The 12,274-nt window shown below is 39.2% G+C and carries 14 protein-coding genes; 7 read left to right on the top strand and 7 right to left on the bottom strand.

Annotated elements, in window-relative coordinates; genetic code table 11:
* Window positions 1–204 precede the first annotated feature (204 nt).
* Window positions 205–384, top strand: coding sequence for a hypothetical protein (locus ACLCDV_RS10850; RefSeq protein WP_411973660.1), 180 nt, complete (start codon window positions 205–207; stop codon window positions 382–384).
* A gap of 249 nt (window positions 385–633) precedes the next feature.
* Here ACLCDV_RS10850 and ACLCDV_RS10845 read toward each other — a convergent pair whose 3' ends face one another.
* From ACLCDV_RS10845 to ACLCDV_RS10815, 7 genes are all read right to left on the bottom strand, one after another.
* Window positions 634–1,164 carry a hypothetical protein gene (locus ACLCDV_RS10845; RefSeq protein WP_411973659.1) on the bottom strand — a complete coding sequence of 177 codons (531 nt, stop codon included), beginning with the start codon at window positions 1,162–1,164 and terminating at the stop codon, window positions 634–636.
* 173 nt (window positions 1,165–1,337) lie between these two features.
* Window positions 1,338–1,892: an NAD(+)--rifampin ADP-ribosyltransferase gene (gene arr, locus ACLCDV_RS10840; RefSeq protein ID WP_411973939.1), complete on the bottom strand. Its 555-nt coding sequence runs from the start codon at window positions 1,890–1,892 to the stop codon at window positions 1,338–1,340.
* A 347-nt stretch (window positions 1,893–2,239) separates the two neighbouring features.
* A complete protein-coding gene (locus ACLCDV_RS10835) occupies window positions 2,240–2,356 on the bottom strand; it encodes a hypothetical protein (protein WP_411973658.1) in 117 nt (38 codons plus the stop codon).
* A complete protein-coding gene (locus ACLCDV_RS10830) occupies window positions 2,340–2,810 on the bottom strand; it encodes a DUF4375 domain-containing protein (RefSeq protein WP_411973657.1) in 471 nt (156 codons plus the stop codon). The genes ACLCDV_RS10835 and ACLCDV_RS10830 overlap by 17 nt, the downstream gene beginning before the upstream one ends.
* A gap of 429 nt (window positions 2,811–3,239) precedes the next feature.
* On the bottom strand, window positions 3,240–3,908 hold the full coding sequence (locus ACLCDV_RS10825; RefSeq protein WP_411973656.1) for a DUF6766 family protein: 669 nt from the start codon (window positions 3,906–3,908) through the stop codon (window positions 3,240–3,242).
* Window positions 3,909–4,287: 379 nt separating this feature from the next.
* On the bottom strand, window positions 4,288–4,773 hold the full coding sequence (locus ACLCDV_RS10820) for a CinA family protein (protein WP_411973655.1): 486 nt from the start codon (window positions 4,771–4,773) through the stop codon (window positions 4,288–4,290).
* Window positions 4,774–4,864: 91 nt separating this feature from the next.
* A complete protein-coding gene (locus ACLCDV_RS10815) occupies window positions 4,865–5,521 on the bottom strand; it encodes a response regulator (protein ID WP_411973654.1) in 657 nt (218 codons plus the stop codon).
* Window positions 5,522–5,903: 382 nt separating this feature from the next.
* Between ACLCDV_RS10815 and ACLCDV_RS10810 the strand changes: the two genes are divergently transcribed.
* The 6 genes from ACLCDV_RS10810 to ACLCDV_RS10785 all read left to right on the top strand — a co-directional run bounded on the left by ACLCDV_RS10810 (window position 5,904) and on the right by ACLCDV_RS10785 (window position 12,225).
* The gene (locus ACLCDV_RS10810) at window positions 5,904–6,218 is read left to right on the top strand and encodes a hypothetical protein (protein WP_411973653.1); all 315 of its coding nucleotides are present in this window, start codon (window positions 5,904–5,906) and stop codon (window positions 6,216–6,218) included.
* 69 nt (window positions 6,219–6,287) lie between these two features.
* Window positions 6,288–7,064 carry an SDR family oxidoreductase gene (locus ACLCDV_RS10805; protein WP_411973652.1) on the top strand — a complete coding sequence of 259 codons (777 nt, stop codon included), beginning with the start codon at window positions 6,288–6,290 and terminating at the stop codon, window positions 7,062–7,064.
* 62 nt (window positions 7,065–7,126) lie between these two features.
* On the top strand, window positions 7,127–7,645 hold the full coding sequence (locus ACLCDV_RS10800; protein WP_286736303.1) for a ferritin-like domain-containing protein: 519 nt from the start codon (window positions 7,127–7,129) through the stop codon (window positions 7,643–7,645).
* Between the two features lie 206 nt (window positions 7,646–7,851).
* Window positions 7,852–10,047, top strand: coding sequence for a hypothetical protein (locus ACLCDV_RS10795; protein ID WP_411973651.1), 2,196 nt, complete (start codon window positions 7,852–7,854; stop codon window positions 10,045–10,047).
* 492 nt (window positions 10,048–10,539) lie between these two features.
* A complete protein-coding gene (locus ACLCDV_RS10790) occupies window positions 10,540–11,421 on the top strand; it encodes a DJ-1/PfpI family protein (RefSeq protein WP_411973650.1) in 882 nt (293 codons plus the stop codon).
* Window positions 11,422–11,829: 408 nt separating this feature from the next.
* Window positions 11,830–12,225 carry a hypothetical protein gene (locus tag ACLCDV_RS10785; RefSeq protein WP_411973649.1) on the top strand — a complete coding sequence of 132 codons (396 nt, stop codon included), beginning with the start codon at window positions 11,830–11,832 and terminating at the stop codon, window positions 12,223–12,225.
* The last annotated feature ends 49 nt before the right edge of the window (window positions 12,226–12,274 follow it).

Below are 12,274 nucleotides of genomic sequence, written 5' to 3'. Positions count from 1 at the left end.
CGAGTTACCTAAATTGATTATGTTGCACAGTCTACGATGGTCTTATGTTTTTAAGCACTGGATGGGTACCCTACTATTGGGTAGTATACTTGTGACTATATCTCCAGGATTTAACCCGCTAAATTCTCCTGGTATTAGCCAAACAATCCTCTTTTCGCTGCTTTTTCTTTACTATAGCGCAGTTTATTCTATTCCGACGTTTATATGTTACACATTGGCATTCAGCTGGTTAAAGAGCAACACACTCAATACCAATTGGATCAAAATGACTTTAATACTGATTACATTGGCTGGAATTGCTATGACAATGGCACTAACAATAAGATCAATGGAGTGGGCGATATATTATTCGATCGCGGCAATAGTTACGGGAATATCGTTTAAGATTTAGATGATACGATTATTTCTTTCATGATCGTGTCGTTTGAATAATTGAATATGAATAATCTTATTGAATTATTCCTCTGACACAGTTCATGTTACAGTCTCAGTGAGTAGTTTAAATACGCGAACAAACCTGTTATAATCATTTTGAAAACTAAATATTGAATAGTCTAAAACGGATTAAGAATTTATCTTAGTCCGTTTTAGACTATTGATAACCTGAAGAACACCTTGCTATCCTATTTCTATTTACTTTTGAAAGTACAGGCTTTTGAAGCTTTTATCTCCGTCTTCTTTATACATATTAGTATGTTTTGGCAATAAAGTACCTTTCTCAATGACATAGATTTTTATCAGCTTATATAATTCCAATCGGTCGATAAAGTGTATGTCCGGATCAAATGGTAAAGCGCTATCGACATAATCATACAATATTCTTTTGGGTCCGATGTAACCACTTTTTCCTGAGGCAATAGCATTATTGATATGTGCTAGATATTTCGGATCTTGGCGAATAGATTCTGCTTTTTGCGTATACAACTTGTAAAGTGAGTCTCGTTTTGGATTCCATTCAGCACTTTTTTTAGATAAACTATCAAATTTTTCATAGTTTCTTTTATGTGACAATAGAACATTAAAGTCATTTTCAAGCTGAGTAGGCCTTTCCACAATTCCCTGTGAAAATACAACCGAGATACAGGATAAAACTATTGCAATTATAAGTATATATTTCTTCTTCATGATCTTCAATTCTGTATTTTTATCTTCTTCTATAATCACAGTCTGAATAGTTAGTCAGATAACTACAGGTGCCGGGATCCTCTCCTAGGCTTTGATCGTGCCATATTCTTTTAATTTATTCATTGTATTGATTATAGTAAAATATTTTGATGCAGTGATTAGTGCAAGTATGATACGCAATAGGCAAGAGCTCGTATTTTTGTTTGTCAACATCAATTGATAATATCTCCTTTGCTATTCTCCAATTTTTCACGGAATTTTTTAAGGTCTTCTGGCTTTGGCCTAATCCAATCTGCTACTTCACCAATAATTTTCAAAGGGGCATCTGAACGATATGAACGAGTGGGGTTGCCCGGGAATTTTTTGTCCGTAAGATTTGGATCGTTTTCAAAGTGTCCTGTAGGTTCAATAATATACACTCGTTCTTTACTTTCACCTTTCGCTAATGCAGCAGCAAGACCGGCTCCATTAAGAAGTGCAGTGAAATAAATATGATTCATTTTAAAATCAGATTTATAGTTTGAATTACCTCCCGGGATGAGTAAATCGCCAATTTGTAAATCTGCTTTAGTTCCGTGATAAAATGGACCTTTATCTGAGGGGTTATTTTTGAACGAAATCGCTAGCTCATAGTTTTCGTTTGCCTTTGAAATGTTACCCAGTTCTTCATAACATTTTGCAATTTTTGTATAAAGAGAAGGAAGCGCACTTTCCACAGTAGCATCATTTATATTTAATGCAAACTGCAATGTTGTTTCAAGCCACATTAATGTTTCAGAAACAGTTTTTTGATGGCGGGAAACGTAGTGTGCAGCAAGAAATTTTTCAAAATCATCTGAAGCTTCAGAAAAGCCTTTAAGAAAAAACTTGATTGCTTCTTCAGGGTTGCCATTATCCTCCATCTCCATTCCTTGCAAGCATAATTTAACGATATTGTTGAACGGTGAAAATTCCATTTTGCTAAGTATTTGTTTTAATCTTATTTATGTGACATTAAAATTTATAAGGTAACTGAGAAGTACAAGAAAAGGCTGACAGAAACTTTTGGTAAGACAGATTTCTGTCCCCCTGTTTTTACTTCATGCTATTGTTAGCTTCTCATTTCTACTTCCGCCTATATAGCTCTATGCTCAAAGGTACCACTCACAGGGATAAGGCAACCTTGCTTGCGCAAGAGGTACCAATAGGACTTTTTATCTTCCAGGATACGTTCGCTACGCGCATTGATCATATTGCGCCTGCGATCGGCCTGCAGTTTGGGATCGCTCAAAGCGCTGCAGTACAAAGTCGGCATAGCCCGACTCGACGAGCTCGCGAAACGAAATTTTGGTAAGCAGCGCAGCAGCAAATTGACCGCTTGAATTAAAATAAAACTGGTTATAACCACCATTATTTACTTCTGCTTCTAATTGGCTGATCATATAAATTGCTTGTCTAGATTTGTTCCAAGACAAGACGATTTCATATTCTTTATCATATGTCGCAGATAACTTACGAAAGAGGTTATCATAAACGACTTCCAATAACATGTCATCCGATGTCGTATCAATAATTTGCTCGGTTAATGGAGTCTGAATTGATGGCTTGTTATTATTTTGCTTCGTACGTTCAGAACAGCCAAACAAATTTAAAATCATTATTATAATTCCAATGGTAATAATCGGTGTCCGCATTGATTTTATCATCTTTAAATCTTTTTATTACTCAAATATAATCATTGATTTGCCATACTTTCGTGTTTTATGTATCTCGCAAAAGGATGGCTGCTACTGAGGCTCGGTCTTTTTTCACTTTTATCAAACCAAGCTCTTTAAAGAATTGTCCATCTGTTGTCGATCGTTACGTATCAGTTCAGATTGATTGATTTAATTGTATGGTCAGGTTTTTAGACCTGGCCATTTTAAACGTATTTTCCGGTCCTAAATGGATCTGTCTATAATTTAGTTAAGGGGCTAATCGAAAGATTAGTCCTTTTTTTGAAAAATAATGAACTATTCTATCAGAATTATGTTCTTCAGCAGGTTAAGTTAGTTTGTTTTAGTAGTTATAAAGGTCGGGGATTCATGTCACCGGCCTTTTTTTATAAGGTAGGTATTTCCCGGATATAGATTGATCTACTTACCTGTTTCTAAATGAGCGGCGTCCACAGGTTTAGATTCTGGAGATCCTTTTTGTCGGAGAAATATTGTTAATATTACAATCGAAGCGACCGAGAGAAATTCACTTTGCCAGTTCTGGAAAGTTTCAAACCAAAACTGAGGTTCAGCTAGAAAATCTAATAAACTTTTTTCGGGTTTGCCATGCAAGCTTTCCTGCAGGTTGGCATCCTTAAAACTACCATAAAGATGGCCTGCCCAGCTTACTAGAAATAGGATAACAAAAACAATCGACAGGGAATTTTGGTAAAGCATTAAACGCCATCCCCCTTTCTTAACTGGACCTGGTGCATCTTTTCGGGTTGGATCAGGAAGACGATCAACTTCTTCAGGCTTTTCTGGATCTTTTGATTCAGCCGATCCCACTTGCCGCAAAGAGATCGTAAGCATGACATAAAGCGCCATTTGCAGAAATTCGCTTTGGAAATTTTCAAATGTTGACGAGAAAAAATGACCACTTTTCAGATATGCAGAAAATATGATTTCTGGAGACCCCAGATCTTTCAGATTCTCATTGTTTTCTTTCCATCCAAAAAATGCCTGCGCGCCCAGCGCAGTTACAAACAATACAATAAATACGATGGAAAGACTGTTCCTATAAAAATATGTTTGTTTCTTATTCTTCATCACTTAAAAGATTTGATAATCGTTGTAACCCGCTATTCAATTTTTAGTAATCGAGTAAGATAACCTGCCTTGCAATTTCATTCACAACGCGAAATTATCACCTGAAACCACCTTCATTTAATGAATTGTTCTTTCACCGTGAACATCACCAAACACCTAAAGGTTTGACGAAACAACTCATCCCTCTCGCTGAAGCGGAGCACGGCTATAAAATCTTCCATGAGAAAGAAGAAGATTGCGTTAAAGTAGTTTTGAAACCATAAGATAAATTTGCGAGGAAAAATCACTAAAAATGAGTAGGCTTGCTGTAAACATTAAATGATTTTTCCTCGCGGTTTATCGTTCGGTTAATGCGGATAATAGGTCTTTTCGCAAATCGCTAAAATAGCTTCGCAAGTATCCCTTCAAAAGTGACCAAAATATTTTCGCCATATTTTTGCTGTGCTTTCGCCCCTAAGAAATTTTTATTCAATGCTATTTTTTCGGAAACGATTATCTGCATTTTATAGGATATTGCAAAATATGCATACAGCTTAAAATGTGACTCTTCCACTGGGGTTGCATAACCGGTAACACCTATACCAAAATCAGCATTGAACAAGTGTGACGCCTGCAGTGCCATATCTTCGGCGATCTGAGACGACACACAATCACATACTCTGGCCTCATCTTCATCGATTCCTAATAAATTTACTTTCTCTTCCAGCGTGTAAGCTGTAATCCCACCTTTAAAATTAGCTGCAGCACTTTCGATCTGGGACAGCATAAACTGAAGCTGCCCGGCTGTTACACTTTCGGCCGTTGCGACGGTCTTACGATCAAGTAGCTTGCCAATACGTTGAATTACTTCCTTATCGAGTTCCATCTTATACTTATTAATTTAAACCTCTAAGCCTTAGCAGACCTTTTATTTACACAGAATATCAAATCTTAAATCCGCTATTGACCGTAAGCATTTATTGTAGCAGTTTATTTTGAAAGGCGAACCGCACTAGATCAGCTGTATTTTTTGTTTTTGTTTTATCAATCAGCTGTTGCCGGTGCCCCTCAACTGTACGTTTGCTCAGAAATATCTGATCTGCAATTTCAGCGTTGGTAAAACCACGTGAGATAAGTTCCAAAACCATTAATTCCCTTTCAGAAATATCGTAGCGATGATAGACAGCTTCTTTATCGATATAAATGGGTCTATTTAGCTGAAAATGATCGAGGAGGGATAGACCTATTTCCATTGAAATATATCTTTTACCCTGTAATATGTTGAATATACCTTGAACAAGTTCGTCATAATCCGAATTTTTCGATAAAAAGCCAACTGCTCCCGCACTAAATGCATCAGCAACAGTATTGTTATCCTCGACCATTGATAAAACAGCAACGTCAATTTCAGGATAGTTGGCCTTCACTTTATGGATTAATGTAATCCCACTCATCTCTTCCATTTTGAGATCTGTAATTATAAGATCAGGTGCCTCGCTTTTATCTAAGAACTCTAGCGCCTCAATTCCATTTCCCACCTCCCCGACAATGGAGAGCTGCTTATGTGACTCCAAAATGAGCCTAAAGCCGTTCCTTACCAAGGTGTGATCGTCAACAAGTAATATTTTATACATCGCAGTAGAGAAAATCGTGTGTTATATGTATTTCAGAACAATTAGCCTGCCATTTTTACATAACCAGAAAGTTTTAAATCTATATTTTAAAATTTGTAATAATTACTTATAAGTATAGGTATTATTACCTTCCATGAAATATATAATACAATTTCTGTCGTGTCAACATTCCCTTATAATTTTTATAAAAAGTTTCCATCATTAAAACTGGATTATGAACTTCCGATGCATTTAGATCTTTATTGCTACAACCTAATATCCGAAGTTAAAGTACTTCATCAGACTATTACAGTGATTTCAGGTAGTAAATGACTTATATTGCGTAGTTTGTCAGTTAACGAAACCGATTCCAAGAAGGTTCACTTTATATATTTATTAAAAGATGAAAAAAAACCAACTTACGCAGGATCGGTATCAAGGTATACCTATCGTTGCATTCGCAATTGTCACACAGCAGGGCCCCGAGGATCTTCCGAACGATGTGCCAGACAATCCTGAAGAGGAATTGTCAGAAAATGAATCCGATGAAACTCCAGAAATGCCCGATCAGGATGATTTAGGCATCAACGAAGAACTAGGAAACGAAGAAGAAAATGAATTTCCTGAACTTGACGAACAGGAAGAAGACGAAAGAGAGATTGATGAACTTGAGGAAGCGAACGACGAAGAGTTAGCTAACGATGGAAGAACCATTTAAGATCAAACTGTCTTTTCATGTTATGAAATAACCAACGCGTCAAAGCTATAATAGTCACTAATTATAAAAATGATGATAAAGGATCCAACAAATTATGAAAATGCTGTCCTACCAGAATGGATAAACAACAAAAATATACTAATTACCGGTGGCACAACAGGCATTGGTCGCGCCACCGCATTATTGCTCGCATCGATGGGAAATCACGTTCTGATATGTGGTCATCACCAAAGGCAGCTGGAAGACACACTGGAAGACTTCAATAAAATAACATGCGCGGGCTCATTAAACGGTATCGTTGTAGACTTGGCTACAGAAGATGGAATCAGGTCTCTCTTTCAGGAGTTTGACCGTATGTATGATCGGTTGGATCTGTTGATAAACAATGCCGCCGTTGCTTATCAATCGGTTAAAGAAGGGACATATTCGGACCAGGCTTATTTATTACGTCTCAATATTCTTGCCTATCTGAGCTGTTCACAAGCGGCCATATCCAGGATGGAACCCCACGGATCAGGACATATTGTTAATGTAGGCTCTATGAGTGCAGATGTCCGAGAGGCACAAAGTTCTGTTTATGTCTGTTCAAAAGGCGGCATCCAAGCATTTACAGAATCTTTACGCAAGGAGTTTAACCCCAAGGGCATTCAGGTTTCCCTTATTGAACCGGGAGCTGTCGGAACCGATATGCAACCCTATTCGCCCGAAGAACAGCGCGAAAAAATCGAAGCGATGGAAATGTTGTATGCCGAGGATATTGCTCGGTCTATCGCCTTCATCGTATCACAGCCGCTCCGCTCGTCGGTAGTGAGTATGCAAGTTAAACCACTATTACAAATTATCTGACATTAGTGAGAATTTAAGAAAACGATATCCTCCTGACTGATGTCCATCTTCAAAAAAGAGTTATGGCAAAATCGAATCAAAATCAGCAACAAATGCCAAATGAGCATTTACACGAGTTATTTGTAGACGAGTTAAAAGATATTCTAGGCGCAGAGAAACAGCTCTTAAAAGGTTTAAAGAAAATGAGCAAGGCGGCAGAAGACGAACAATTGAAACAAGCATTTGAGGAGCACCACAGCCAAACTGAAGGACAGATTGAGCGGCTGAAAGAGGTATTTGGAGCTTTGGGTATTGCTGCACGCGGTAAAAAATGTAAAGCCATGGAAGGCCTTTTGGAGGAAGCTGACGAAATCATCGAAAATTTTGAAGATGATCCAGCACTAGACGCGGCACTTATTTCTGCGGCACAAAAGGTTGAGCATTATGAAATCGCGAGCTACGGCTGTCTGGTCACATTTGCAAAACTGATGAACCACACTGAAGCAGAGCAATTGCTCCAGCAAACCCTCGATGAGGAAAAGCAAACCGACATCTTACTCACAGAAATAGCCGTCTCGTCGGTAAACGAGACAGCTTCATAAACGTAATAAATGCCCGGCGATCCGGGCATTTATTATTTCAACCTTCTCCTAAACTCCTATAACTTTCCTCAACATAATTGAATAACAGGAGAAATACATTTTTCAACGTAGTTGTAACATAAACGTCGATTGTTAAAACCATTGCGACGTTACACGCCTTCCTGTATTAAGACAAGCAGTTATAAAAATAAGAATAAGAAATTTGCATGATGATAAATCCTGTCACTCCTTGGGCAGCAACTGTCCAAGCCGATATTTCGAATTCTGTGCCTATTTTTGAAATAGACCTAAAAGCATACAAACTCAAAATCCATAATGTTGGCGATTCGATTTGGCTCATTGTCTTTTGGCCAGCAGGTGCAAGCATAGCCTTTAGGCTGGCCTTTGGAATGAATAGCCTGTTCGAAAAAGTGACGATCTCCGAAGCTCCTGATGAGATCCTGATCACTGCTTCAACCAGATTGGCCTATTATCGAATCATACTGTTTTTTCCAGAAAGTCCGCTAGCCACCTTTCGTTATACCACTACAATACGGACAAAATTACCGCTGCTAATCCCCTTCTGGCCACGCGATATTGTTCCCTTGACTAAAGATGGAAATAGCGAAAATACAGCAGGAACAATACATGCTAAACAGGTCGGCTCGCGATCGGGACAGCTCTATTTCAGTATGACGAAGCCAAAAGCGGGTTCTGTATTTTATTTTCAGAACCTGACTGCCATGTCCCCTTACTGCCAGGAAACTGAGGTGTCGCTCCGCGAAACAGTCGGCGGCGAATGGCCAGAGCTCGGGTTCCAATTTCCCGTCAACGCCGACAAGCCATTGCCGGCCAACAAGGAATATATTATTTCCGATGCGTTTGTTCAGTTTGATGAAAATATCCCAGAAAGTGATACCGAGATTGTCGAAAGTTACCTTGATTTACTCGCATCAATATACCTTATCCTTCCTAAGCCCGAACCCAGCCAGCATAATTGGCTACCTACAGCTGAGAAAATTCTGGATAATATTTCCAGCAATAAAGGCTGCTGGATTCAAACGGACGGCATCTCTTATCTGAATGCCTATGTGGGTGACTACAAAACACCTGCTGAGATCATGGTGCAGCTTGCCGTCCTACTCCCATTGCATGAGTATCTTACCTGGAGCGGACAGAGCCACCCGATGCTGCAAGAACTCTCTGATGGACTCAGGTATTTTTATGATAAATCTATAAAGAGTTTGGTCAGGTGGCACCCTTCGTTAAAAGATGATCTGGATCATTCCGAGGATCAAAAGAGCGAGATGGTAATGGATTCCTGGTATCTACACCACCCCTTGTTAAACCTTGCACGACTGGCACTGCGGGGAGATAAGATGGCTAAAAAACTGTTTATGGATTCGATAGATTATGCGATAAAGGTTGCAAGAAATTTTAACTATAAATGGCCCGTTTTTTACAAAATGACCACCTTGGAGGTATTAAAAGCTGAAACGGCTCCAGGCAACGGCGGTGAAAAGGATGTTCCGGGCTCGTACGCTCACGTTATGCTCCTAGCCTGGCAGCTGACAAAAGAAAAGCGGTTTCTGCTGGAAGCGAGCAGGGCGATTAAAAAATTAGACGGTCTGGCCTTTGATATATTCTATCAGGCGAACAACACGGCATTTGCTGCAGCTGCCTTTGTGGAGATGTATAAGGTGACCAATGATAAGCACTACCTGGAGCTCAGTTATTGCTGCCTTGCCGGTATATTCAACAACTGCCAATTGTGGGACCGTAATTATGGATACGGCAAAAATTTCCCCTATTTCTTTTCTGTTTTTCCCCTGAAAGATGCTCCCTATGCAGCGGCATACGAAGAGCTGGAAGTATTTGCTGCCCTACATCATTATCTTGAAGCGGCAGCAGATATTGAAATTCTTCCATCGCTAAGAATATTAATCCCCGAATTTATCAAGTATGCGACGGGCAGACTCGCTTACTATTATCCTCCGCTTCTATCGCAAGAAATGATTGCCAAAGAAACAAGAACGGGTGAGGTACAAAAGGACTTATGGATTCCACTTGAAGACATATATGACGGCTGGGAGAAAAGCGGTGAAGTCGGTCAGGAAGTATACGGGGCCGGCCTGGCATTTGGTATCATACCGCGACAATATTTCAAAATAGACAACCTGGGCGGCACTGTATTTATAAATTATCCGATTTCAAACGTCCGCATCGGCAAAAATTCCGTTACTTTTCGACTGGAGGGCAGTGCACTACTCAGGGCTCACATGAGACTTCTGGGTTTTTCAAAGGATAACTTAAAGAAAATACATGTAGAACAAAAAGTAAAATCATCGTATCAATCTGTACGTGCACTGGGTAATGGTTTTTACGAATTAGTTGGGGCTGGAAGGGTCAGAATCAGCAGCTAAGGATTAGAATCCAACGGTGATAAATCTTTCTCCAGCATACATTTCTGATTCCGATAAAAAGTTCATCAAAATTGCCATCTTTAAAAATATATCCTGAGGCCCCGCGGCGCGGGGCCGATTTACAAAATCAGCCCGCTGATGAATCGTCAACATAATTTTTTAATTGCGGGTGAACGACATGAACTTTTTAGCCTGTCTTTTTCTTAACATCGGGCCACTTATGGCGAGGCAGTATGAAGTCGGCATAGTCCTATAGCACAGGTTTGCGAAACGAACTTTTTGGGATCCTGACAAACAGCACTCAGGAACGTTGGCCATTATATCCAATATCACGAATATTAGGACGAGCTGTTCATCCCTTTTTACAAATATTATTTTAGCGAAACAGCATGGGTTTGGATATTGTTATCTTTTAAAGATTTATAAAATGTGGAAAGTTTGACATTCGAAGCTTATCAATAGCACGAATGACAAACAATAAAAAATACTATTATGTCATTATTTTCAAACGATTTGAGCAAAGAGTCCGTATTTGACGGCATTGGTTACGAGCCTTCTTTTTTTTCAAGAAAAACGATGGTTACGACCAAGACAAATTACAGTAAAAAAAAGTACAGTGATATCAACAAGGACACCCGGAAAAAGATTCTTGTGCTCTGCACAGAAGAACGGTATATGACAATGAAAAATGGAAAGAAGTTTTCAACGGGCAATCATCCGGTCGAAACACTGGTTCCCGTTCTTCATTTCGAACAGGCCGGATTTGAGGTTGACTTCTACACACCAACAGGCGCTCCTGTAAAATTTGAGATGTGGGCTATGCCGTATGAAGATGAAAACATCGGTAAAATCCTCGACAAGTATAATACGCAATTTTCAAACCCGCACAACCTGAGAGATTTTATAGCTGACAAGAATAAAGGATATGTTGATTACGTTGCCGTTTTTATCCCAGGAGGACATGGGGCAATGCTAGGACTACCTGAAAATAATGATGTCAAAGAACTTATCAAATGGGTAGTAGCGGAAGATAAATATCTATTGGCAATCTGCCATGGCCCCGCAGCGCTCTTAAGCGTAGCAAATTGCGGAGACGCTGAGTTTCCTTTTAAGGGATATAAGATTAATTCCTTTCCTGATGAAATGGATAAGACTTTGCCAGAAAGTGGATACCAGCCCGGCGAGATGCCCTGGTTTTATGGCGAAAAACTCAAACAGCTTGGGATCGAAATTTTGAATAAAAAAATTGCCGGCGATTGTCATGTTGACAGAAAATTAATTACTGCAGATAGTCCGTTAGCGGCCGATAAATTCGGAAAAATATGCGCCGATGAACTTCTCGCCTACGAAAAGTCAGCACTAGAGCACGAATAGGCAGCTGAAGCCATGTGGATCATTGCAAAGGCTTGACAACGTTTTTAAAATAACAAAACAACGAGGATTTAAATTAAATTCTTTTTCAAATAAAAAGGCTCCTTTACGCACTGCCCCCAGAGAGTGCCTAACTTTTTAGGGGCGGTGCATTATTAACCGAGAATGGAGCCTTTTTGAGTAGAAGTCTGCTTGGGCCAAATGTAAAACCAGCCCTCGGCATTTATTTAAGTTAAATTTAGCTATATTTTTGGCCTTACATGCATCCTCAGAAATTGAACATCAGCGAAAAGACTAGGGTTGTGAAAAACAGAGATTTTCAACTGTTTTTTGAATTGGAGACCTAAAAAAATCCGCCAAAAAAATTATTTGACGATACAACACAATTCTTTTTTTATAACTTTGTTTAGGATGAAGAAATGGTTTGCTATATGCTTTTTGACGATCTATATCGCCTCAGCAACTGATTTTGCGCAGTTGCTGCGATTTCCATTGTTGATAGAGCATTATTTTGAACATAAAACAAAAAATCCGCAGTTATCCGTCATCGAATTTTTAGAGATTCACTATAATGGAGATCATCTGGAAAACCATCCTCATGATGACGACTATGACGAGGATCAGAAACTCCCGTTCATGATGCATACGGCTTCATACTATGCTGTTTTTGTCTGCCCGCCAACTGTAGAAGTAGAAATTCACAACAACTCCATCCCAAGGAAAATTAATACTACCCCCATACGGAACGATCAGTTTATAGACGATACTTTCCTTAATTCCATCTGGCAGCCGCCAAAATTCTGTTAATACATTCCTCCCTTTATTATTTAGGATAAAGACGTCCGCATTGCAGCTT

Source organism: Sphingobacterium sp. Lzh-3 (assembly GCF_046764375.1).
In the GTDB taxonomy this organism is placed as follows: domain Bacteria; phylum Bacteroidota; class Bacteroidia; order Sphingobacteriales; family Sphingobacteriaceae; genus Sphingobacterium.
This window is presented reverse-complemented; position numbering and strand designations above follow the sequence as displayed.